The sequence below is a fragment of the Euzebya rosea genome, assembly GCF_003073135.1.
GTDB lineage: Bacteria > Actinomycetota > Nitriliruptoria > Euzebyales > Euzebyaceae > Euzebya > Euzebya rosea.
Genome location: NZ_PGDQ01000007.1, coordinates 224,321 through 246,633 on the forward strand (window position 1 = coordinate 224,321; position 22,313 = coordinate 246,633).

General features: G+C 71.7%; 20 protein-coding genes. 12 read left to right on the plus strand and 8 right to left on the minus strand.

All coding sequences use genetic code 11. The features are described from left to right. Nucleotides 1-3 precede the first annotated feature (3 nt). The gene (locus CUC05_RS12040; RefSeq protein ID WP_108666349.1) at nt 4-1,383 is read right to left on the minus strand and encodes a mycothione reductase; all 1,380 of its coding nucleotides are present in this window, start codon (nt 1,381-1,383) and stop codon (nt 4-6) included. Between the two features lie 225 nt (nt 1,384-1,608). Between CUC05_RS12040 and CUC05_RS12045 the strand changes: the two genes are divergently transcribed. The 4 genes from CUC05_RS12045 to CUC05_RS12055 all read left to right on the plus strand — a co-directional run bounded on the left by CUC05_RS12045 (nt 1,609) and on the right by CUC05_RS12055 (nt 4,296). Continuing rightward, on the plus strand, nt 1,609-2,292 hold the full coding sequence (locus CUC05_RS12045) for a helix-turn-helix transcriptional regulator (RefSeq protein ID WP_205712288.1): 684 nt from the start codon (nt 1,609-1,611) through the stop codon (nt 2,290-2,292). Nucleotides 2,293-2,424: 132 nt separating this feature from the next. After that, entirely contained in the window at nt 2,425-2,586 is a 162-nt protein-coding gene (locus tag CUC05_RS24705; RefSeq protein WP_157965481.1) for a hypothetical protein, read from the plus strand. An 82-nt stretch (nt 2,587-2,668) separates the two neighbouring features. Continuing rightward, the gene (locus tag CUC05_RS12050) at nt 2,669-3,484 is read left to right on the plus strand and encodes a sulfurtransferase (RefSeq protein WP_108666351.1); all 816 of its coding nucleotides are present in this window, start codon (nt 2,669-2,671) and stop codon (nt 3,482-3,484) included. Between the two features lie 128 nt (nt 3,485-3,612). Beyond that, nucleotides 3,613-4,296: a TetR/AcrR family transcriptional regulator gene (locus CUC05_RS12055; protein ID WP_157965482.1), complete on the plus strand. Its 684-nt coding sequence runs from the start codon at nt 3,613-3,615 to the stop codon at nt 4,294-4,296. Between the two features lie 10 nt (nt 4,297-4,306). Here the strand turns inward: CUC05_RS12055 and CUC05_RS12060 are convergent, their stop codons facing one another. Genes CUC05_RS12060 through CUC05_RS12070 form a run of 3 tightly spaced genes read right to left on the minus strand, consistent with a single transcriptional unit; the run spans nt 4,307 to nt 7,177 of the window. Beyond that, entirely contained in the window at nt 4,307-5,044 is a 738-nt protein-coding gene (locus CUC05_RS12060; protein WP_157965483.1) for a glycosyltransferase family 2 protein, read from the minus strand. Between the two features lies 1 nt (nt 5,045). Beyond that, nucleotides 5,046-5,789: a response regulator gene (locus CUC05_RS12065; protein ID WP_108666391.1), complete on the minus strand. Its 744-nt coding sequence runs from the start codon at nt 5,787-5,789 to the stop codon at nt 5,046-5,048. A 23-nt stretch (nt 5,790-5,812) separates the two neighbouring features. Then, nucleotides 5,813-7,177: an ATP-binding protein gene (locus tag CUC05_RS12070; RefSeq protein WP_205712289.1), complete on the minus strand. Its 1,365-nt coding sequence runs from the start codon at nt 7,175-7,177 to the stop codon at nt 5,813-5,815. Between the two features lie 154 nt (nt 7,178-7,331). Here CUC05_RS12070 and CUC05_RS12075 point away from each other — a divergent pair, with 154 nt between their 5' ends. Both CUC05_RS12075 and CUC05_RS12080 read left to right on the plus strand, forming a co-directional pair. After that, nucleotides 7,332-8,744, plus strand: a complete 1,413-nt coding sequence (locus tag CUC05_RS12075) for a PspC domain-containing protein (RefSeq protein ID WP_108666354.1) — start codon at nt 7,332-7,334, stop codon at nt 8,742-8,744. After that, a complete protein-coding gene (locus CUC05_RS12080; RefSeq protein ID WP_108666355.1) occupies nt 8,741-9,217 on the plus strand; it encodes a hypothetical protein in 477 nt (158 codons plus the stop codon). Before CUC05_RS12075 ends, CUC05_RS12080 begins: the two co-directional genes overlap by 4 nt. On the opposite strand, the gene CUC05_RS12085 is transcribed toward CUC05_RS12080, so the two are convergent. Further along, nucleotides 9,179-11,482 (minus strand): CapA family protein, encoded by a 2,304-nt coding sequence (locus CUC05_RS12085; protein ID WP_157965484.1) that lies wholly within the window; start codon nt 11,480-11,482, stop codon nt 9,179-9,181. The genes CUC05_RS12080 and CUC05_RS12085 overlap by 39 nt on opposite strands. A 127-nt stretch (nt 11,483-11,609) precedes the next feature. Between CUC05_RS12085 and CUC05_RS12090 the strand changes: the two genes are divergently transcribed. After that, on the plus strand, nt 11,610-12,068 hold the full coding sequence (locus CUC05_RS12090) for a hypothetical protein (protein ID WP_108666357.1): 459 nt from the start codon (nt 11,610-11,612) through the stop codon (nt 12,066-12,068). 78 nt (nt 12,069-12,146) lie between these two features. Next, nucleotides 12,147-13,640, plus strand: a complete 1,494-nt coding sequence (locus CUC05_RS12095; RefSeq protein WP_108666358.1) for an SGNH/GDSL hydrolase family protein — start codon at nt 12,147-12,149, stop codon at nt 13,638-13,640. A gap of 12 nt (nt 13,641-13,652) precedes the next feature. Here CUC05_RS12095 and CUC05_RS12100 read toward each other — a convergent pair whose 3' ends face one another. Continuing rightward, entirely contained in the window at nt 13,653-14,723 is a 1,071-nt protein-coding gene (locus CUC05_RS12100; RefSeq protein WP_108666359.1) for a saccharopine dehydrogenase family protein, read from the minus strand. Between the two features lie 99 nt (nt 14,724-14,822). Between CUC05_RS12100 and CUC05_RS12105 the strand changes: the two genes are divergently transcribed. Both CUC05_RS12105 and CUC05_RS12110 read left to right on the plus strand, forming a co-directional pair. Then, nucleotides 14,823-15,470, plus strand: coding sequence for a lysoplasmalogenase (locus tag CUC05_RS12105; RefSeq protein WP_157965485.1), 648 nt, complete (start codon nt 14,823-14,825; stop codon nt 15,468-15,470). Nucleotides 15,471-15,600: 130 nt separating this feature from the next. Then, nucleotides 15,601-17,595 (plus strand): AAA family ATPase, encoded by a 1,995-nt coding sequence (locus CUC05_RS12110; RefSeq protein WP_108666361.1) that lies wholly within the window; start codon nt 15,601-15,603, stop codon nt 17,593-17,595. An 84-nt stretch (nt 17,596-17,679) separates the two neighbouring features. On the opposite strand, the gene CUC05_RS12115 is transcribed toward CUC05_RS12110, so the two are convergent. Together CUC05_RS12115 and CUC05_RS12120 are read right to left on the minus strand one after the other, a co-directional pair. Further along, a complete protein-coding gene (locus tag CUC05_RS12115; protein ID WP_108666362.1) occupies nt 17,680-18,888 on the minus strand; it encodes an acyl-CoA dehydrogenase family protein in 1,209 nt (402 codons plus the stop codon). A 130-nt stretch (nt 18,889-19,018) separates the two neighbouring features. Then, nucleotides 19,019-21,535 carry an EAL domain-containing protein gene (locus tag CUC05_RS12120; protein ID WP_157965486.1) on the minus strand — a complete coding sequence of 839 codons (2,517 nt, stop codon included), beginning with the start codon at nt 21,533-21,535 and terminating at the stop codon, nt 19,019-19,021. Nucleotides 21,536-21,827: 292 nt separating this feature from the next. Between CUC05_RS12120 and CUC05_RS24710 the strand changes: the two genes are divergently transcribed. Both CUC05_RS24710 and CUC05_RS24715 read left to right on the plus strand, forming a co-directional pair. Next, the gene (locus CUC05_RS24710) at nt 21,828-21,983 is read left to right on the plus strand and encodes a hypothetical protein (RefSeq protein WP_157965487.1); all 156 of its coding nucleotides are present in this window, start codon (nt 21,828-21,830) and stop codon (nt 21,981-21,983) included. A gap of 135 nt (nt 21,984-22,118) precedes the next feature. Then, nucleotides 22,119-22,313, plus strand: a 195-nt coding sequence (locus tag CUC05_RS24715; RefSeq protein WP_205712290.1) for a pentapeptide repeat-containing protein, incomplete at its 3' end; no start/stop codon positions are given.

Genomic DNA, 22,313 nt, shown 5'->3' on the forward strand with positions numbered 1-22,313 from the left:
CGCCTACTCCGGGACCTCCAGCAACACCTGCTCCACGACCTCGGTCAGCGCAGGATGGGGCCACACCACTCCGGTGGCGACCTGCTCGACGGTCTGCCCGAACGTCATGGCCTGCACCAGTGGCTGGAGGAGGATCGAGGCCATCGGGCCGATGATGTGTGCCCCGAGGATCTCGCGGCTGTCCCCGTCGGCGACGACCTTGGCGAACGACGTGGTGTCCTCCAGGGCCCACCCGTAGGCGGTGGCGGCGTAGTCACGCCGTCCCACGACGATGCGCCGGCCGGTGTGTCGGGCCTCCTCCTCCAGCATCCCGACCGACGCAACCTCCGGGTCGGTGAACGTCGCGCGAGGCTGGTTCGGCAGCGTCGGCGCGATCGGGTCGTCAGGGTGCAGCAGGTTGTGCTGGATGGCCTTCGCGTGGGCGTTGGCGACGTGCTTCAGGTCGTGGTGCGGCGCGGCGAGGTCCCCCAGCGCCCACACCCCCTCGGCGTCGGTGCGCATGAACTCGTCGACCAACGGCCGGTGCTGGGCGTCGGCGGTGACGCCGCCGGCCGGGAGGTCCATGCGATCGCCGTTGGAGCGGCGGCCGGCCGCGACGAGCAGGACGTCGGTGTCGACGGACTCCCCGGTGTCGAGCTCGAGGGACACCACACCCGCCGAGGAGGACGACGCCGCCTTGGCGACCGTCCCGGTGCGCACGTCGATCCCCCGTTCGCGGAACCGCTCGGTCAGGGCGTCGCCGATCTCCGGCTCCTCCTCCCCCAGCAGCCTGGGACCACGGACGAGCATCGTCACCGACGAGCCGAGCCCGTCGAAGACGTGGGCCATCTCCGCGGCGACCGCCCCGCCGCCGATGACCACCAGACGGTCGGGGAGCGCGTCGAGGCGCATGATCGTGTCGGAGGTGTGGAACGCGACCTCGTCGATGCCGTCGATGGTCGGGACGAAGGGCCGGGTCCCCGCCGCCAGGACGATCCGGTCGGCGGTGAGCGTCGTGTCGCCCGTCCGCAGCGTCCGCTCGCCGACGAACCGCGCAGGCGCGTCGTACACGTCGACGTTGGGCAGGCCACGGCGGTACGCCTCTCCCCCAGCGGCGATCGGGTCGATCCGACCGAACACCCGGTCGCGGATCGCCGGCCAGTCCGCCCCCTCGAACGTGCCGTGCACGCCGTAGCGGCCAGCCGTCCGGATCGAGCGGCCCACGTCGGCGGCATGCACGAACATCTTCGACGGGATGCAGCCCCGGTTCAGGCACGTGCCGCCGAACACGTCCGGTTCGATGATCGCGATGCGCCAGTCCTCCATCGCTTCGTTGGGGATGGAGTTGCCCGAACCGGTGCCCAGGATGGCCAGGTCGTAGTGGGGCTGCTCGGGGGACGACACGTTGGGGTTCCTCTGGTCGAAGGTTGCTGACAGGATGCTGGCACCAGCAGCGCCATGACGCCCGGACGGGTCGCCACCCACGAGGCAGTGTCACATGATGGACGTTGCACCCGTCGGACCGGGCAGGCCGCACGACGGCGGTCAGCCGCAGAACACGCCCACCCGCCGCCGCATTCCCCCATCGCCCACCCGCAGGACGACCGACCGACCGAAAGGCCCAGTGCCGTGCGACGCGCTGATCGACTCTTCTCGATCGTCCTGGAGCTCCGTCGACGCGGGGTCACGACCGCGGCCCAGCTCGCCGATCACCTCGGCGTGTCCGAGCGCACCATCTACCGCGACATCGCCGACCTGGTGGGCTCCGGCGTCCCCGTGGAGGGCGAGGCCGGCGTCGGCTATCGCCTTGGCCGCAACTTCGACCTCCCCCCGCTGATGTTCACCCTGTCGGAGGTCCAGGCGATCGTCCTCGGGATGCGGATGGTCGAGTCCTTCGCCGACGACGACCTGCGGGCCGCCGCTCGGTCGGCCATGGCCAAGGTCGAGACGGTGCTGCCGGAGGGCGAGCGCCATCGCGTCGAGGGGACCCCCCTCTACGCCCACAGCGTCGACCAGTCCGCCCACCTGACCGCCCACATGCCCGAGGTCCGCCGGGCCATCGACAACCGTCGCCGGCTGCGTCTGGCCTACGCCGATGCGGCCGGGACCACCACCGAACGGGTCGTGCGGCCGCTCGGCCTGTTCTTCTGGGGTCGGACCTGGACGGTGGCCGGGTGGTGCGAGCTGCGCGAGGACCACCGGACGTTCCGCGTGGACCGCATCGTCAACGCCGTCTCGCTGCCGGACGGGTTCGAGCACCACCCGCCGGTGACCCTCGACGACTACATCGACGCGGTATCAGGAGGTGCATGAGTCGCTCCGGAAGGGGGTAGAGGTCGGAGGCACGACCGCAGGCCAACGGACGAATGTCACCGAAGGGTCACGCCCACGACCTCCCTGCCGATCGACCATCCACACGACGACACGTGACCAGGAGGAGCCCCCATGCTCGTCAGCACCCCGCCCCGTACTCGCCGCAGCACCATGTACTGGGTCGGGCAGTCGTCGTCCATGCGGCAGGGCCGTCGTCGCGCGAGCGACCCCTCGTCGATGGTGATGACGGTCGTCGCCGTCCTCGCGCTGGTCATCATCGCCGGCCTCGGCTGACCACGGCCGTTCCCGTTCCGGACGTCGGCTGACCGCAGCCGTACGTCGCCGGGGCGACGGTGACGGGTGATACTGCGAGGCCATGGGACCGATCGTGACCGCGGCCACCGCTGCCGCCCTGCCTCGTGACGCCATCCTCGTCCATGTGGAAGCGGGTGATGTCGCCGCCGCAGCCGAAGCCTTCGCCTCGGGCCACCTCCCGGGTGCCCGCCTGGTGATGCGCGATCGCGTCACGGCCCGCCCGATGGAACCCGGCGACGGCCGGCACCCGCTGCCCACCCCCGAGGTGTTCGCCGCCGAGCTCGGGGCGGTCGGGATCGGTCCGGACGACGCGATCGTGGCCTACGACCGTGAAGGAGGGGCGTCGGCTGCGCGACTGGTCTACCTCCTGCGCATCCTGGGCCAGGACGCGGCCCTGTTCGACGGCGGGTTGGACGGCTGGGACGAACCGCTGGAGGTCGGGCCACCACCGCACGTGACCCCCGTGTCGGTCCCCGTGCGACCGTGGCCCACCGACCGCCTCGTCGAGGCCGACGACGTCGCCGGCCACATCCGGGAGGGGGGGCTGGTGCTCGACGCCCGCAGCGCCGAACGGTACGCCGGGGTGACCGAACCGCTGGACCCCGTCGCCGGCCACGTCCCCGGGGCCGTGAACGCGCCGTTCGAGAACAACCTCGATCGGCTTGGGCTGTTCCGTGCGCCGCCCAAGCTGCACGACACCTACGCCCCGCTGGGCGCCGGCCCGGACACCATCGTCTACTGCGGGTCCGGAGTCACGGCCTGCCACGACCTGCTCGCGATCGAACACGCCGGACTGGGGCTGCCCCGCCTCTACGTGGGCTCGTGGAGCCAGTGGTGCCGGGACGCCGAACGGCCGGTCGCGACCGGGGACGGCTGACCGAAGAAGGCGTATTCGATCGGCGCTCCTCGGCCTCGAGGACTGCGGCGAGGGCGCATGCGGCCGTTGACCCACCGCGCACCGCCGGCCTCCACGGCAGACCGCCCGCGGGCTGCGATGCTGGTCCCGTGAGCGAGGACACCAAGCAACGGATCATCCGGGCGACGCTGCAGACCCTCAGGGAGCAGGGCGCCGCCGGGACGTCAGCACGTGCGATCGCGACGGCCGGGGGCTTCAACACCTCGTTGCTCTTCTACCACTTCGGTTCGGTCGAGGGTGCGCTGCTGGCCGCGGCCCACCACGACACCGATGCGCGGATCGCTCGGTACAGCGAGCACCTCGAGGGCCTGACCGACCTTGCCGGGTTGGTGACGTTCTCACGGCAGATGCATCGCGAGAACCTCGAGGCCGGGCACGTGACCGCCCTCGTGCAGATGCTTGCGCTGACCTCGACCAACCCCGAGATCCGCGAGGAGCTGGCGTCGGTCTTCGACCCGTGGATCGACATGGTCGAGACGACGCTCGATCGCCTCGTCGGCAAGGACGGAATCGCTGGGCTGTCCAACGCCGACCTCGCCGTGGGGATCACCAGCCTGTTCCTCGGCCTGGAGCTGCTGACCCACCTGGGCGACCGGTACGGCCGCGCCGAGGGGCTGCTGGACGCGCTCGACGACGCGTCGGGGCTGCTCGTGGCGTTCGGCCTCCTGAGCGGGGCAGGACCCGCCGGGGAGGACACCCCGACCAGCAGCGGACTGCGCCCCCATCGGGACGCCGACCCGCTCGCCGACCTTCCGGGGCCTGCGACGTCCTGAACCCCGAGGGTTACCGTGCGAGCGCATCCCGTGCTGCTCGCCGCTGACGGATGATCCCGCGGACGTGAGGCAGGTCGCGGATGGCGATGTCGGCGGGTTGGACCGTCTTCTGGGCGTCCCAGCGGCGGTACACCGCCACGAGGTGGTCGACCCACCACCCGTCGTGGTCGTCCCCGAAGGCCGCCAGCAGCACCGCGTCGGTCGACCGGGCGACCGCCGGCCAGCCGCCGTGGGCGACCAGGGGCACCCGCCTGAACGCGGTGAACGCGGCCGGGAACGGGAAGTCGTCGTGGGCCAGGAAGTGGTCGGTGACGGCCCGCGCGGGAACCCGCCCGGCCGAGAACACCGGCGGCTTGGTCCACGTGCCGCCATCGGCCATCTCCAGCCGACAGGGACCGCACGACCAGGCGATGTCGGGCCTGTCGATCAGCGGGGCGAGCAACGCCGTCAACGCACCCGGTAGGTGGAAGTCGTCGTGGTCCACGCCGGCGACGACGTCACCCCGGGCCCGTGCCAGGGCGTGGTTGCGGGTGGCGGCGCTGCCCACCTGCACCCCCAGCGCGTCGTAGCGAACCCGTGGGTCGTCCGGCAGCCGCTCCCCCACGGCCGGGCTCGTGCCGTCCTCCTGGACCAGCCATTCCCATTGCCACCCCTCCGGCATGTCCTGGTCGACCAGTCCGTCCCAGACCGCGGCGACGTGATCGGCGTTGTGGACCTGTGTGGGGGTGATGATGCTCAGCAGCGGCACGTCAGACGATCTTGCGGTCAGTCGCCCAGCGGGTCAGCTCGTAGCGGCTGGACAGCTGGAGCTTGCGCAGGACCGCCGAGACGTGGGACTCCACGGTCTTGATGGAGATGTGCAGCCGGCTGGCCACCTGCTTGTAGGCGTACCCACGCGCGATGTAGCGCAGCACCTCCCGTTCGCGGGGTGTCAGCTGGTCCAGGTCGTCCTCGCCCGCCGAGGGGTTCGTCGGCCGTGTCGGCGGTGCCCCGGAGAAGGCGTCCAGGACGAACCCGGCCAGCCGCGGGGAGAACACCGCGTCCCCGCCGTGGACGCGCCGGACACCCTCTGCCAGCTCGTCGGCGGACACGGTCTTGGTCAGGTACCCACGTGCCCCTGCCCGCACGAGGGCGATGACGTCCTCGGCGGCGTCGGACACGCTGAGGGCGAGGAACTGGACGTCGGGCGCTGTGTCGCGGACTCGGGTGATGACCGCGAGGCCGCCACCGTCGGGCATGTGCACGTCGAGCAGCACCACATCGGGCTGGAGGGCCAGGATGTCGGCGACGGCGGTGTCGACGGTCTCGGCGGTGCCGACGACGTCGAACCGGTCCCCGATCTCGGTACGGACCCCGGTGAGGAACAGGCGGTGGTCGTCGACGAGGAAGACCCGCAGGGGGCCGTCAGCGGCCGCATCGTGGACGGCGTCGTCAGCGGGCTCGTCGCGGGCAGGTTCGTCGGATGCGCTCGGGGGGTCGAGGCGGGTGGCCATGTCGTCGTGCTCCTGGCGGGTGGTCACAGCGGGCGGTCGGGGTCGGGGGATCCGGGCGGCGCGGGGCCGGTCGGGTCGGTGGGGTCGTCAGCTGGGGCGGCGTCCGGCGGAGACGGGTCGAGGGGCAGCTGCAGCTCGACCTCGGTTCCCTCGCCGGGCACCGACTCGATCGTGGCGGTGCCGCCGTGGCGCTGCATCCGGCCGCGGATGGACTCCACCAGGCCGCGTCGGTCATCGGGCACCGCGGCCTGGTCGAAGCCGATGCCCTCGTCGCGGACGAACACCTCGACGCGGTCGGGGTCGACCTCGACGAAGACGTCGATGCGGTCCACCTCGGCGTGCTTGGCAGCGTTGGCCATGGCCTCGCGAGCGGCCTCGACCATGGCCTGCAGGTGTTCGTCGAGGGCCACGTCGCCGGCCAGCACCACCTCCACCTTCACGCCGTAGCGGTCCTCCACGATGCCCGCGGCGTCCTGGATCGCCTGACCCAGCCGGCTGGCGGCGTCGTCGGGGCGGCGGCCGAACAGCCATGCCCGGAGCTCGCGTTCCTGTCCGCGAGCCAGGCGGCTCATCTCCTCCGGGTTGCCCGACCGCTGGATGAGGGCAAGTGTCTGCAGGACCGAGTCGTGGAGGTGGGCGGCCATGTCGGCACGCTCCTCGGAGCGGATCCGTTCGCGGCGCTCGTCGGCCAGCTGCCGTCCGAGGGCCTGGAACCACGGGCCGATCACGAGGGCCACGCCGATGATCGTGACCAGCGAGGCGAGGATCACCTCGGGGGCGGCCGACAGGTCGATGGTGACCAGGAAGGTGGCCATCCCGGCCAGCAGCAGGATGGCCCCGACGGACAGGCGGATCCGGCTGAGGCTGGCGAGGTCGGGCATGGCCCGGTCCCCCACCGCACGGTCCATCGCATGGCGCCAGCGGACCTTCTCCTCCTCCGACGCCCGGGTCCAGACCACGGCCGAACCGATCGCGGCCAGGGAGACCGACCACGTCAGCGAGTCGGCGAACCAGACGCCGAGCGCCCGGAGCAGGACCAGGACACCGGCGGTGATCAGCCCCAGCGCCACCGCGTGGCGGACCGTGCCCGTGCGGGCGGGAGGCACCTCGGGCGAGGTCGGCTCGCCCGTCGGTTCGGGGAGCAGGACGTGCCCGAGGGCGTACAGCAGGACCCCGGCACCGCCAGCGGTGGCGAGGACGACGAGGACGAGCCGGACCACCCCGACGTCGACGCCGATCCGGTTCGCGACGCCGGCCGCGACACCGGAGACCACCCGGTCCTCGAGGGACCGGGTGATGCCCAGGTCGTTCAGTGGTGCGGTGACCGCGGACAACGTCGAGGACGGCGGCGTGGCGCCGTCGGGCGACGATGCGGCTGGTGAAGGCACGGGACCGGGTTCCGGGGTCGGCGTGGGGGTGGGTGTGCTGATGGGGACCATCGTCCCACGAGCGGCTGCATGTGCCATGGGTGAGGACCCCGAGACGCCGTGGTAGGGACATCCCTGATCGACAGGCGGGCCCGGGACCCGCAGCATCCGTGGCATGAACCAGACCGCACCCCCACCGTCGACGGGCCTGCCACCCATCCCGCGCCCCTCGGAACCGCGTCGCATGTACCGGCTCGTGGACCAGAAGAAGTGGGCCGGTGTCGCCGCCGGGATGGGCTGGTACTTCGGCATCGACCCGGTGCTGATCCGCATCGGGTTCGTGGTGCTGGGCTTCATGGCCGGCCCGGTCTCCCTGGGCCTGTACGTGCTGCTGTGGATCTTCCTGCCCGAGGCGACGAGCCAACGAGTGCCCATGTCGGCGCCGAAGCCGGCCGGCGGCCGCAGCCGGGGCGTCACCGCCGCCGCGATCGTGCTGGGCGCGATGATCTTCGGCCAGATCGACCTGTTCCGCGGCGACGTGCTGCTGGCCGCGGCCCTGATCGGCCTGGGCGTCCTGCTGTTCAACGACCGTCGCGAGGTCCCCACCACCCCGTTCCCCGCCGGCGGACCGTCCACGCCGCCGCCTCCCGCGCCGGACGCGGTGCCCACGAACCTCCCGTTCACCGAGTCGCCGACGATGCCCTCGTCGTCATCGACGTCGCCCTCCGCCACGCCGCCGTCCGCCACGTTGCCCCCGCCACCGCGCCCGCAGGACGTCACCGTCGCCCACGAACGGTCGGACACGGGCGGCCCGGCGGACTGCGGCCCGCCGTGGCGACGCGGCCCGGGACAGGGATCCCACCGCCGCACGACGACGGCCTACCCGACGGGGTACACGGCGTCGTGGTCGGGGACGCCCCGCCCGTCGGTGCCGCCGACCCCACCCTGGGGACGGTCGCGGTCCCGTCCACGCTCGACGCTGTTCCCCCTTTCCTTCGGGGTGTGGCTGCTGACCCTCGGTGGGGCGGCGTTGATGGACCGCATGGGCCTGGTCGAGCTGACGTTGTTCAACGCCGCCGCGCTGTCGCTGCTGGTGGCCGGCCTGGGCCTGCTGGTCGGGACGTGGTTCGGGCGTGCCCGACGGCTGATCCCCATCGGCCTGCTCGCCGGTGTGGTCATGCTCGGTGCCGCTGCCGCCCCGACGATCGACCTGCCCCGTGCCCTGGAGGGCGGGCTCGGCGAGCGGCGCTACACCCCCGTCGTCGTCGACGACGTCCAGCCGGAGTACCAGCTGCTGGCCGGCCAGATGGTGCTCGACCTGACCGACCTGGAGGCCGGGACCGACACCGTCGCCATCGACGCAAGCGTCGTCCTCGGCGAGCTGCAGGTCCTCGTCGGGCCGGACGTGACGGTCGAGGCCGTCGGCACCCTGTCGGCTGGTGACTACACCGTGCTCGGCGAGACCAACAGCGGCAGCGACCTGCAGTTCGACATCGTCGACCGTGGCGTGGAGGGGGCCGGACGCATCCGGCTGGACCTCGAGACCTCGCTCGGCGAGATCACCGTGACACGAGAGGACCCCCAGTGATCGACCGACCCTCCCCCCGCGCTCGCGGTCTCCACCGGCACCGGACGGACGTCGTCAGCCTGCTCTTCGGCGTGGCCTTCACGGCGGCCGCGCTGTCGGCCCTGGTCCAGCCGGGGGAACCCGGCCGGATCGACGTCGGCGCGGTCGCCGCGGTCGCCGCGGTGGTGGCCGGCCTGGCCGTCATCTTCTCGCTCCGCAGGAGCAGCCGCGACGACGTCGTCGAGGACGCGGCGACGGACATCCCCTTCGATCCCGCGCTGCCGCCCGCCCCGATCATCCCGACCCCCGAGGCGATCCGCGACGAGGACCGGGAGTGGTTCGGGCTGGACAACCCGCTGTCGGAGGTCGAACGGGAGATCCTCGCCTCGCTGGAGGAGGAGGACCGCTCCACCTCCGGCACCGACGCACCTGACGAGGGACCGCCCGCGAGTCCCTCAGGAGGGGAACCCACACCCGACGGCCCCACCGGGTGACCGGCTGGCCAGTCGGTCGGTGATCGCGGCGGCTGTCCCTCCCTCCGCGGGGTACGGGCGACCGTCGCTGCCGATCTCGGCGGGAAGGAACGACCACGCCGGCTGGTCCAGCACCGGCAGCTCGACGGTCAGGACACCCGTGAACCGGCTGGGTGCACGGTTGTGGTACCAGACGAAGTTGCCCAGGGAGTAGGCGACGAGGCCACCGCGAAGCGGCTGCACCCCCTGCAGCACGTGGGGATGATGGCCGGCTATGACGTCGGCACCGGCGTCGACGAGCAGCCTCGCCAGGTGACGCTGGTCGGCGTTGGGGCAGTCCGCCAGCTCGGCCCCCCAGTGGATGGCGACCACGACGTGGTCGGCGAGCGCCTCGGCGGCCTGCACGGCCGCGACGGCGGCCGCTTCGTCGTAGGCGGAGGCCAGTCCCGCGCGGGTCGAGGTCGCCTCCCACGTTCGGGTGTGCAGCACGCGGGTCAGGCCGACGACGGCGACGGTGCCCGCCGGCGTCTCGACGAGGGCGGGCGCGTACGCCGCGGTGGCATCGGGGCCAGCGCCGACGACATGCAGACCGACGGCAGCGGCGTGGTCGAGGGTGTCGAGCATGGCCACCGGCCCGTAGTCCAGCCCGTGGTTGTTGGCGAGGTTCGCGACGTCGACACCGGCCTCGACCAGCCGAGCGGCCATCTCGGGCGGCCCGCGGAAGGTGTAGGTCTTCGGCACGGGCGCTCCTCGTGTCGACAGCGGTGTCTCGAGGTTGACCACCGCCACGTCCGCGTCGGTCAGCACCGCCCGAACCGGCTCGAGCGGGTTCTGCCCCGCCACGGCCTGCGCGCCGATGTGCCGCTCGGCATGCACGTCGCCGGTCAGGGCGACCGTCGCGGAGGGCAGGAATGCATCGGCCAACGCAGTCCGCTGGGCATCGGTCGGCCACGGCGACCCACCGGAACAGTCAAGCGGTTGCAGCACGTCTCCGGTGCACGTGCCGGGCAGGCTCGCGCCCAGTCGCACCGCCACCGCGAGGTTCACGAGCCGGGTGCGCTGGTCCGGCGCCGCGGCTCGCCAGGTCAGGGCGTCCACGACGATGGTCCGGCCACGCCGGCACATCGCCGCGCCGCTGCACCCGTCGGCCACCACCACCAGGCCCATCGTCTCGCCCTCCCCGACGGGCTCGATGCGAAGGCGCCTGCTGGTCCAGCCCCGCTCGTCGCCGACCACGTCGACGACCGTCGGGACGACGTCGGGATCCTCCGGGGCGGCGACGGCCAGCCGCAGCGTCACCGGCCGGTCGGGACCGTCGCAGCGTTCGGCGGCCGCCCGCAGGGGGTCGACCAGCCGGTCGGGCACGGCCGCGGTGCCACCGGCGACCTGGACGACGACGCCCTCGCCGCAACGGTCCGAAAGGGCAGCCGCGACGGTCGGGCCGGGAGGCAGCACCATCGCCCCGCTGTGGGCTGCCCAGGGGCCCGCAGCCGCCGCATCGGCCGGGTCGTCGCCGGCGGCCAAGAGGATCCGGTCCAGTCCCAGGCCACGGCGTTCCCCGACGGCCAGCGCGGTGTGCTCGCGGGTCGGACCCGCAACCCGGTCGACGGCGATGCCCGCCGATCGCAGCTCCTCCTCCACCCCCATCGACACCGCTGCGACGCCGCCGAGCACGGTGACGTCGGTCGTGCCGAGCTGCTCCAGCACGAACCGCGTGTGGGGGTCCAGCGCCTGCGGGGCGGTGAGCAGCAGCGGAAGTCCCTCCGCGTGGGCCCAGGCCGCCGCGGCGAGGGCATCGAGCAGCCCGGTGGTGCTGGCCAGCAGCGCCCGCGTCGGGGACGGGGTCCCGGCCGCGGTGTGCCGGCGCGCGATCTCCCGGGCGAGCTCCGCGGCGAGGGCAGGTGGGCCACCGGGCACGTCGAGGGTGGTCACGACCCGGCCGTCCTGCTGCCAGGCCTCTCCCATCCGCGGGTCCCCGATGGTCACCACCTCGCTCGGCTGCACGGCGTCGACGGCGTCGCGGACACCCGCCGATGGGTCCGGGTCGGCCAGGACGACGCCGGCACGGAGCACCCCGGCGAGGCCCGCTGCCGCCAGCGCGACGCCGGTCTCGTCACGCGCCACGACGAGGACCCGTTCGACCGGGGCGATGTCGGCCAACAGGGCGAGGAAGGCTGCCGATGTGCCCGTGCGGTCGTCGCCGGCGATCGGGGCCGCCGGGGTGTCGATCACGGTGGGTGCAGCCACCAGGCCGGCCCCCGCCGCGGAGGCCACGGTCAGTAACACGGCTGAAACGATCAGCAAACGCAGGGGAGATCTCCCGGCCGTTTCGTCAGCACTTGACAAATTCTTCACCCGCTTCGACAGGAAATCGGCCCTCGATCGCGAACTCTAGATAGCAAGGAGGCCATTCGTGAATGAACCCAAGTTCACCTTCGTCGAGCCCGGCCGGGACCGGCGCAAGCGCAAGGAGCACCTCAAGGCGGTGATGAAACACCAGCCGGGCACCGAGCGTGCCATCGAGCTGGCGAACCTGGCGCGGGACTTCCACGAGAACCGTGAGCTCAACATGGCCATGGACACCGCCCGCCAGTGCCTCGTCGAGTCCGAGGGCACCGTGTCGTTCCTGGTGAACGCCTACATCTGCCACGACCGCGACGACCATGCCATCGAGGACCTGGCGATGCTGGCCGACCTGGCCCGCTGGCTCGACGACGACGGGCTGCAGGCGATCGTGCGGGCGATGGCCTACGAGCGGGGGCTCGGCTGGTGCGGGTGCACCGACGGTCGCGAGCGGGAACGTCGGATCGACACCCTGCGTCGACGGTTCGACGACGGCCTCGCCAACGAGGTGGACCTGGCGCTCATCTGAGCGCTGACGACGACCCGGTGGTCATCCGGCCGCGTGGTCCGCGGCCAGGGGGTCGTCGAGCGGTGACAATGGGCCCCCATGCTCGTTTTCCTCGCACTCCTGTCCGCGCTGGTCGTCGGGGCGTTGTCGTGGCTCCTGATCGGGCAGGTCGTGGCCGTCGCCGTGGTGGCCCTGATGCTGATCAGTGGCCTGCTCGCACAGTTCGGTGATCGCTCGGTCAGGCGTCCCATCGGGACGGTCCTCCTGCTGGCGCTCCTCGCCGGCGGGACCTACGGGACCATCGTGGCGGTGGACCTGGTCGAGGCGTTGACCACCACCGACGGCGCCGTCGAGATGGCCGATCAGGCACAGCTGGCCAGCGCCGAGGACAAGCTGGAGGGGCTTGCCGGACAGTCCTCGTTCCAGCTGGAGCTCACCGAACCCGAGCTGCAGGCGGTCGTCCAGGACGGCCTGGCCGCAGCCGATGACGTCCCCGTGCGACGTGTCGAGCTGGACCTGCGCGCGGCGACCGGCGACATCGGCTTCCGAGCGGTGTTCAAGGCCGGCGGTGTCGAGGCGACCGGCAACGCCACGATCTCCGCGGTCGACGGCGGGATCGACCTCGAGCTCGGTCCGCTGGAGTTCGGCTCCGTGCAGGTTCCCAGCCTCGCCGCCGGCGCGATCCAGTCGTTGCTCGGGGCGGTGACCGACCTCAACGCCGCCCTGGAGGACCAGGACGCGGTGGTCCGGACGATCACCGTCACCGACGACGCGCTCGTCGTGACCGGGACCAGGGGGACCGACGAGGTCCTGACCGACGGGGACCTGCTGGCCGCCATCCGGGACCAGGCGACGGGTGCCATCGATGCGGTCCGGGCCCCACCGGAGCGGATCGGACGTGGCCGCCTGGCGGGCCTGGACGAGCCGGGCGATCCGATCGTCCTGGCCCTGGGTGACTCCCTCGCCGCCAACGTCGGCGTCGAGGACAACCGCGACGGCTTCGTGTCCCGGTTCCACCGGTTCGTCGCCGACGCCGACGGCACCCCCTACGGACTGGTCAACCTCGCCGTGCCCGGCGAGACGTCCGGGTCGCTGCTGACCGGCGGGCAGCTGGACGCCGCCGAAGCCGTCCTGGGCTCGCGAGCTGCGGCCTGGGTAGTGATCGACATCGGCGCCAACGACCTGCTGAACCACCTCACCTCACCGGAGTGCGGGACCGACCTCACCAACGCCTCGTGCCAGCAGCTCGTCGACGAGACGCTGGTGAGGTACCGGACCAACCTGGAGCAGGTCATGGACCGGCTGGTGTCGGCCGCCGGGTCGGCTCGCGTGGTGTTCCTGCAGACCTACAACCCGTTCAGCCTTGGGCTGGGCGAGAGCGCGCAGGAGCGCGAGTCCTCCGCGATGGTGGCCAGGCTCAACGCGGTGGCGGCCGAGGTCGCCACGGCCCGTGGCGTCGCCGTCGCCGACGGCTTCACGCCGATGCAGGGCACGACGGCTGCCACGACCCACATGCTGGACGCCGAACCCGACATCCACCCCAACGCTGCCGGCCACGACGTCCTTGCCGGTGCGCTGGTGGACGCCCGCTGAGGACGGCCCGGATCAGAGCCTGACGAGGCCCGCCCACTCCGCGAGCCGGCTGACCTCGGGCAGCCCCAGCGCTGCCACGGGGTCGGTCGCGCCGGTCGGCAGGTCGGCCAGCGGCCGGTCCGCCAGCGCGTCCGCCGTCGCGGCGGCCAGCCGAGCCGCCAGCACGATCGCGTTGCCGGCCACGGCCTCCTCCCGTGCGAGCAGCTCACCGTGGCCGTCCCGCACCCGGACGACGAACCGGCTGGTCCCGGTGGACAGCCCCTCGACGTCGCCGTCCCCGAGCGCCGCGACCGCCCCGTCCATCATGCGGTCGATGCCGAACATCCTCGCCGGGGCCGCCAGCAGGGTCCCGAGCTGCAGCATCGGTGCGGCCGCGCCGAACCAGCCGGTGTGCACGTCGACTCGGTCGAGCTCGGGGTAGCGGGTCGGCAGGGCCCAGACCTCGAGGCCCCCGAGCGACACCGTCGTGTGCAGCTGTCCACCGGCGCGGAACTCCCCCCGCCTGGCGGCGACGGACTCCTCGCGGTGGGCGCCCCGCCGGAACGTCGTCGTGGGACGGGTCAGCGCCCGGACGAGCGATCGCCGTGCGGTGGCGCTGCCGGCGTCCAGGCCCCCGTCGACCAGGTACGCCACCTCGACCCGGCGCGCGTCCGTTCCGGCTGCCCGCAGCGCCAGCTCGGCGAGGAGCAGACCCGGGAGGTACTCGTATCCGACGGCGGGCAGCAGGCTTGTCCCCGCCGCAGCCGCGCGGGGGCCGTGGTCGGCGTGCAGCCTGGACAGGAACGCCGGTTCGCCGGTCACGTCCAGGTACGTGGCCCCGGCTCGGACCGTGGCGTCGACCACCCGGTCGCCGACGACGTCGTGGGGGCCAACGCAGCTCAGCACGACGTCGCCCGGGACGAGCACACCCCCGAGGCCGTCGAGGTCGGCGCAGCGAACCGGGAGGTCGGTGGACTCACCGACGCTGGAGAGGGCACCGGGCCGGCGGCTGACCAGGAGGACGTGCCGACGTCCGGCCAGCTCGTCGGCGACCACCCGACCCGTCCGTCCGGTGGCCCCGACCACCACGATCCGTCGACGCACGAGCCCCAGCGTGCACGTCCGACGCGCTCCCTGCCGAGGTGACCGTGCCCTGGGGTGTCGGCTGGGGACAGGACGGCCCGATGCGTCATCATGCCGACCATGTCGCAGTCGACCGCCCTCCTCCTCGTCCTGCCCCTCCTCGCTGCCGTCGTGGACTGGTGGGCGGTCGAGACGGACCGCCCCCGGGTCGAGGAGGTGGCCAAGCCCGCCGTCATGGTGCTGCTGATCGGCTGGGTGCTGGCGGTCCCCGACGCCGATCCGACCGTCCGCACCTGGGTCGTGGTCGCCCTCGGCCTCAGCCTCGTGGGCGACGTGCTCCTCCTGCCCCGGCTCGACGTGTTCGTCGGCGGCCTCGCGGCCTTCCTCCTCGGGCATCTCGCCTTCGTCCCTGCACTCCTCCCCCACGCCGACGGGCTGACCGGCGGGTTCGCAGCGCTCCTCGTGGTGCCCGCTGCGGCGTTCGTGGGGCGACTGATCGCCGACGGGGCCCGTGACCACGGCGGCCGGCCGCTCGCGGGAGCCGTCGGCGTCTACATCCTGGCGGTGGGCGCGACCGCGCTGCTGGCCGTGGCCTCGCGGGCGCCCCTCGTCATGGCCGGAGGGCTGCTCTTCGCCACGTCCGACGGCGTCCTCGGCTGGAACCGTTTCGTGGCCCCCGTCCCCCACGGACGCACCGTGGTGCACGTCACCTACCACCTGGCGCAGATGGGCCTCGCGAGCGTGGTCACGCTCAGCACTGTCGCCTGAATCGCGGAGATGAATTCGCTGTCCCCCTAGCATTACTGCCCGTAGTTGGTCATACTCCGGAGCACCAGCCGCGGGAGGCTGGCGGCCCGCGAGCGGGCGGGAACCGGGGAACGGCGAAGGGACAGACCGTATGGAGGCCAAGGACCACACCGAAGGCGCACAACCCAACGCGTTGTCACACAGCGTTGCGGACCGCCTCGGCGGCGCCCTCGTGTCGGCACACCACGCCGACGTCGGACAGGCCCGTGAGCATGCACGGCAGCACCGGCTGAAGGCCCTCGCGCTGCTCCTGGGCATCCCCTTCCTGTTCCTGTGGTCGAGGATCGTCCGGGGCGACGCCATCAACTTCCTGCAGGTCCCGACGCTGCCCGACGGCTGGCAGCTGTGGCTGCTGCCGGTGGTGCTCGTCCTCGCCCTGGGTGCCGCGATGCTGATGCCGTTGATGAGCGGACGTTCGCCGCACGTCAGGTACGCACCCGAGCAGATCGAGACGGGGTTCGCCGACGTCGTCGGGCTCGACCCGGTCGTCAACGAGGTCACCCGCACCCTCAACACCTTCATGGGCCACAAGCTGTACCGCGGCCAGCTCGGGGGACGCCCACGCCGGGGCGTGCTGTTCGAGGGGCCACCCGGCACCGGCAAGACCCACCTCGCCAAGGCCATGGCCCACGAGGCCGGTGTGCCGTTCCTCTTCGTGTCCGCCACGTCGTTCCAGTCGATGTGGTACGGCGCGACGGCTCGTCGCATCCGCAGCTACTTCGCGGCGCTCCGCAAGGTCGCCCGTGAGGAGGGTGGGGCGATCGGCTTCATCGAGGAGATCGACGCGATCGCGACCTCTCGTTCCGGCATGCGGGCGTCCGGGTTCGCCCCCGTCGGCACCAACGCCATGAGCAGCGGCTGCCTGCAGGCCACCGCGGACGCCTTCGGGGCCGACGCGACCCCCGCCGGTCCCGCTGCGATGGCGCACAGCGGCGGGCTGGTGACCAACGCGTTCGGCTCCAGCGAGGGCACGGCCGGCGTCGTCAACGAGCTGCTGATCCAGATGCAGAGCTTCGACACCCCGCCCGCGGGCATCCGGATCCGCAACTGGTGGGCGGAGAAGCTGAACGCCTACCTGCCCGCCGACAGGCAGATCAAGGCCCGGACCTCGCCGTACAACAACATCCTCGTCATCGCGGCCACCAACCGCGCCGCCGACCTGGACCCTGCGCTCGTGCGCCCCGGACGGTTCGACAAGCAGCTGGCCTTCGACCGGCCGGCCCAGCCTGCCCGGCGAGACCTGCTCGACTACTACCTGGCCCGCAAGAGCCACGCCGCCGACCTCGACGACCCGGCGCTGCGCGACCAGATCGCATCCCAGACCCTCGGGTACACCCCGGTCATGATCGAGAACCTGCTCGACGAGGCGCTCATCGTCGCCCTCAAGAACGGGCGCGACCAGATGACCTTCGGCGACGTCGCCCAGGCGCGGCTGGACATCGAGGTGGGGATGGCCACGCCGGCCCCCTACACCGACGCCGAACGCCGTCGCGTCGCGACCCACGAGGCCGGGCACGCCGTCATGGCCCACCTGAGCGGCCACCGCCGCCTGGAGATCCTGTCGATCGTCAAGCGTCGCTCCTCGCTGGGCCTGCTGGCCCACGGGGACACCGAGGAGGTCTACACCCGAACCGTCAAGGAGCTGCACGACATGGTGGACATCGCCATGGGCGGGAAGGCGGCGGAGGAGCTCTGGTTCGGCGCCGTGTCGACCGGGCCGGGCTCCGACCTGGCCGCGGCCACCCGGACGGCCTGCGAGATCATCGGGATCCACGGGATGGGCGACTCGCTCGTCAGCCTTGCAGCGGTCCAGCAGTCATCGCTGTCGGGCACCAACCTGGTCGGACAGGTCCTGCGCGATCAGGTCGCGCGACCCCAGGTCGAGACGTTGCTGCACGAGGCGCACCAGCGGACCGTCGCCACGCTCGACCGCAACCGCCACCTCGTGGAGGCCCTCCGCGACGCCCTGCTGGAGCGCGACGAGCTGGTCGGCGCCGAGATCGGCGAGGTCATCCTCGCCGCCGGTCCCCCGGTGCTGGAGGACCTGACCGTCGAGGTCGACGGCGTGGAGATCGCCGCCGACTGATCAGACTGTCACGAGTTCAGGCTTCACTTGAACTGGCCCGAACGCTCGCATCCTGACGGATCCGTGCGTTCGCCCCCCGGCCTGTCACGAGTTCAGGCTTCGCTTGAACTCGCCCTTCGCGATGGACATCTTGTGGACCTCGTCGGGGCCGTCGGCGAGGCGGAGGGAGCGGGCGCCGGCGTAGGCGCGGGCGAGGAAGGTGTCCTGGGAGACACCCATCCCACCGTGTGCCTGGATGGCGCGGTCGATGACCCGACAGGCCATCGACGGGGCGATGACCTTGATCGCGGCGATCTCCGTCCGGGCAGCCTTGTTGCCGACGGTGTCCATCATCCATGCCGCCTTGAGGGTCAGGAGGCGCGCCTGCTCGATCTCGCAGCGGGACTCCGCGATCCACTCCTGCACCACGCCCTGCTGGGCGATCGGCTTGCCGAAGGCCTCGCGTTCGGCGACCCGCCGGACCATGGCACCCAGCGCCCGCTCGGCGAGGCCGATCAGCCGCATGCAGTGGTGGATGCGGCCGGGGCCGAGGCGTCCCTGGGCGATGCGGAACCCGTCGCCCTCCTCCTGCAGCAGGTTCTCGGCGGGGACACGAACGTCCTCGAAGGACATCTCCATGTGGCCCTCGGGGTCCTCGTAGCCGAAGACCGTCAGGTTGCGATGGGTCGTGATCCCGGGGGTGTCCAGCGGCACGATGATCATCGACTGCTGCCGGTGGGGATCGGCGTCGGGATCGGTGATCCCCATGAAGATCGAGACCGTGCAGTTCGCCCGCCCGGCGTTGGAGGTCCACCACTTGCGGCCGTTGATGACGTACTCGTCGCCGTCCCGCTCGATGCGGGACTGGATGTTGCGGGCGTCGGAGGACGCAACGGCCGGCTCGGTCATGGAGAAGCAGGACCGGATCTGGCCGTCCAGCAGCGGGACCAGCCACTGCTCCTGCTGTGCTCGGGTGCCGTACTTGGCCAGCACCTCCATGTTGCCGGTGTCGGGGGCGTTGCAGTTGAAGACCTCGGGGGCGAAGGAGACCTGCCCCATGAGCTCGGCCAGCGGCGCGTACTCGAGGTTGGTCAGCCCGGCACCCCACTCCTCGTCGGGCAGGAACAGGTTCCACAGGCCGGCTGCCTTGGCCTTGGCCTTCAGGTCCTCCACGATCTGCGGGTGGTGGTGGGGATCGCCGCTGTCACGGATCTGGTGCTCGTAGACCGCTTCGTTCGGGAACACCTCAGCGTCCATGAACTCGCGGATCTGCGCCTGCAGTCCCTGCACACGCTCGCTTGTTGCGAAGTCCATCGCCTGCTCCTCCTCGTCGCCCGGCCATTGCCGGACGGTTGCTCCTCGGCTGTCGTTGGCTGGAACCTAGCGCAGGTGACCACGGTCACCCAACCGGCTCCCGAGGCCGTCGCCGAGGGTCCGGCAGGGCTCAGCCGAGGCCGTCGAACCGGCGTCGCAGGGGAAGCGGGGCGGCGACGTCCCCGCGGGGACGGGACTCGATGTCGCGGACCGCGGCGGGGATCTGGGAGGCGGGCAGTGGCTTGGCGAACAGGAAGCCCTGTGCGTGGTGGCACCCGAGGTCCTCCAGCATGCGCCGGACGGTCTCGTTCTCGATGCCCTCCGCCACCACGCGCAGGTCGAGCTCCTCCGCCAGCCGCAGGACGGAGGTGACGATGACCTGGTCGGTGCGGTTGCTGGCCATGTCCATGACGAAGGACCGGTCGATCTTCAGCTCCTGCACCGGCAGGTTCTTCACCTGCGACAGCGAGGAGTAGCCGGTCCCGAAGTCGTCGACGGACAGCGACACCCCAGCAGCACCGAAGATGGCCAGCATCCCGCTGCCGCGCTCGACGTCCTCCATGACCTGGGACTCGGTGATCTCCACGATGATGCGCTCCGGCGGGATCTCGTGGGACCGGACGAGGGCCACGATCTGCCGCGCCATCGACGCGTCCTGCATCACCGCGATGGAGAGGTTGATCGACATGGACAGGTCGAGGCCCTGACGTCGCCACTCGTCGGCCTGTGCGAGGGCCAGCTGGGTGATGACCAGGGTCAGCGGACGGATGAGGCCCGTCCGCTCGGCCACGTCGATGAACTCGGTCGGCGGGATCATGCCACGCTCGGCGTGGGGCCAGCGGGCCAGCGCCTCGACCCCCACCACCCGCCCGCTGGCGAGGTCGACCTTCGGCTGGTAGGCCACGGTCAGGTGGCCCTGGTCCAGCGCACGCCGCAGCTCACCGGCCAGGTGCAGCCGCTCGGTGCTCTCGCGGTCGTAGTCGGCGTCGAACCACGCCACGCCCATGCCGTTGTCGATCGCCTGTCCCAGCGCCTTGTCCGCCGCCCGGACGAGCTCGGCGGGTTCGAACCCGTGGGTCGGCGCCAAGGCGATGCCCAGCACCGGGCTGATGTCGAGGGCCAACGGGCCGTCCTCCATCGGCCCCGAGACCTCCTGCAGCAGCTGACGACACAGGTCGCTGCCGGCCAGGACGGTCGTGGCGTCGGGAGCCACCAGGGCGAACCGACCGCCGCCGAACGCGGCCGCGATCATGGCGTGCTGGTCGGCCATGCGCCGCAGACGCTGCGCGGCCACCAGCACCATGCGTTCCCCGACCTCGTGGCCGAGCGCCCCGTTGATCTCCACGAGGTCCCTGAGCCCCAGGACGATGACCGCGCCGGCATCCATCCTGGGGACGTCGCGCATCAGCCCGTCGCGGTTGCGGAGGCCCGTCAGGGTGTCGGTCAGCCCCATCTGCTCGACCCGGAACCGTTCCTCGCGGAGCCGGTCGAGCAGCCTTGCCTCCGCCAGGGAGGCGCCGGCATGGTGGGCGACGGCCGCGGCGAGCTCGACGTCGCGCACGTCGAACTCCGGCAGGTGCCTCGGCCGGCCGCTGAGCACGAGCAGGCCGGTCACGTCGGGGTTGCCCAACGAGGCCACGATGGTCTGCTCGGCGTGGTCCAGCAGCTCCATGTAGTCCTCCTGCACCCAGCTGGGATCGACGAGGCGTGCCGATGACCCCACGTCGGCGGCAAGGGCCTCCACCTGCTCGCGTGGCACCCACGTCACACCCAGCGATCCACGTGCGTTGGAGAGCCTGGTCGTCCGGCTGTCGTCGACGACGAACAACGCCGCTCGGATCGCCCCCACGACCTCGGCGGCCTCGTCGAGGATGCGGCTGGCCATCGCCGTGGTGTCCTCGGCTTCGTCGACCCTGGTCATGAACCGGTACAGGCCGCGCAGGGACTGGTAGCGGAGGTTCAGGTCGTGCCGCTGGCGGTTGGAGTGGATGAGCAGGGCCATCGCCGCGACCACGACGCCGAGCAGCCAGGGATCGATCTCGACCAGGGACAACGAGAGGACGGCGAACACCCAGACCATCAGGGTCGAGGCCACGACGCCGGTCCACAGGGCCCGCAGGGTGTCGCGCTGGACCGCACCGACCATCATCCGCATCGCGGCCAGGACGACCACGCTCATGCCCACCTCGCCGGCGACGCCGGCCAGCAGCACGCCGAACCACTCCAGGACCTGGACGACCCGTCCGGTCGGCAACACGACTGCGAGGACGGCGGCGGTGGCCCACACCTCCACGACCATGGCCGTGAGGTTGACCACCAGCTTGGCGGGGGCGTTGTGCCAGCGGAACGCCAGGGACAACCCCGCGCCGACCAGCCGAGCGACGAGCGTTACCAGCGGTCCGGCGAAAAATAGTCCCACGATCACCACGACACCACTGAGCGTGAGGTTCAGCGTGTCGCCGCGGATCTCGAGCGTGAGGGGCCACATCTCCACCGTGACAAATGCAACCGCGAGGACGATACCGACCGTGACCATCGGCGTGCCAGTCGGGCCGAACGCGGGCGGGAAGATCACCCACAGCAACCCGGCGAGCACACCGAGCAGGGCAACAGGGCCCACGGTCGCGCTGCCGGACGGGCTAGCCATTTCCACCCCGAGTAGGCAGGCGAATAGTCCGTTGGAACCATCGCCCGGCGGCACGGACGCCTCGGGTGTCCGCGCCTGGTCCCTCGAGCGTTGGTCGAGGGTTACAACCGAATACGTCGTCGCAGGCGCAGCCACAACGGGCACTGCACCTGACAACGGACGACGGGGATGACCCCGCATGACGGGACAAGGGAGGAAGGCCCTCCTGGTTTCGGTTGTGCGCTCTTGTTTTCGGCACGCGCCGTACGGGTCTTAGCACATCGCTGGAATCTTCACCCGAGAGGAGCACGAAATGGCCGTGATCATCGACGAACGGGTCGTCGGGGGACGACCCGAACGACTCGGACCACGTGGACCCATGTTGCCGGTCGCCGCAACGAAGGCCACGCGACCCCGCTGGCACCAGATCCTCACCACGGGGCTGGGCTTCGTCCTGCCCGGACGCTGACCCCCGTTCCAGCCCCCGACGGCTGCCCGAGCTCGAGCCCGAGACGCCGCAGTCGCGACAACCGCCGCAGTCACCACCGCACGCAGCAGCACACAGATCACCCCACCACGCAGATCACGAAAGAGGTTCACCCACATGACCACCACGACCATCACCCCCGTCTCCACCTCCGGCGTCAACTGGGCCGGTGTCAACTGGGCCGGTGTCAACTGGGCCGGTGTCAACTGGGCCGGCGTCAACTGGGCCGGCGTCAACTGGGCCGGCGTCAACTGGGCCGGCGTCAACTGGGCCGGCGTCAACTGGGCCGGCGTCAACTGGGCCGGCGTCAAC

Coding starts and splice junctions, on each gene's coding strand:
- CUC05_RS24705 (WP_157965481.1), top strand. CDS start 2,425: ATGCTCGTCAGCACCCCGCCCCGTACTCGCCGCAGCACCATGTACTGG.
- CUC05_RS12050 (WP_108666351.1), top strand. CDS start 2,669: ATGGGACCGATCGTGACCGCGGCCACCGCTGCCGCCCTGCCTCGTGAC.
- CUC05_RS12065 (WP_108666391.1), bottom strand. CDS start 5,789: ATGGCCACCCGCCTCGACCCCCCGAGCGCATCCGACGAACCTGCCCGC.
- CUC05_RS12075 (WP_108666354.1), top strand. CDS start 7,332: ATGAACCAGACCGCACCCCCACCGTCGACGGGCCTGCCACCCATCCCG.
- CUC05_RS12095 (WP_108666358.1), top strand. CDS start 12,147: ATGCTCGTTTTCCTCGCACTCCTGTCCGCGCTGGTCGTCGGGGCGTTG.
- CUC05_RS12105 (WP_157965485.1), top strand. CDS start 14,823: ATGTCGCAGTCGACCGCCCTCCTCCTCGTCCTGCCCCTCCTCGCTGCC.
- CUC05_RS12110 (WP_108666361.1), top strand. CDS start 15,601: ATGGAGGCCAAGGACCACACCGAAGGCGCACAACCCAACGCGTTGTCA.
- CUC05_RS12115 (WP_108666362.1), bottom strand. CDS start 18,888: ATGGACTTCGCAACAAGCGAGCGTGTGCAGGGACTGCAGGCGCAGATC.
- CUC05_RS12120 (WP_157965486.1), bottom strand. CDS start 21,535: ATGGCTAGCCCGTCCGGCAGCGCGACCGTGGGCCCTGTTGCCCTGCTC.
- CUC05_RS24710 (WP_157965487.1), top strand. CDS start 21,828: ATGGCCGTGATCATCGACGAACGGGTCGTCGGGGGACGACCCGAACGA.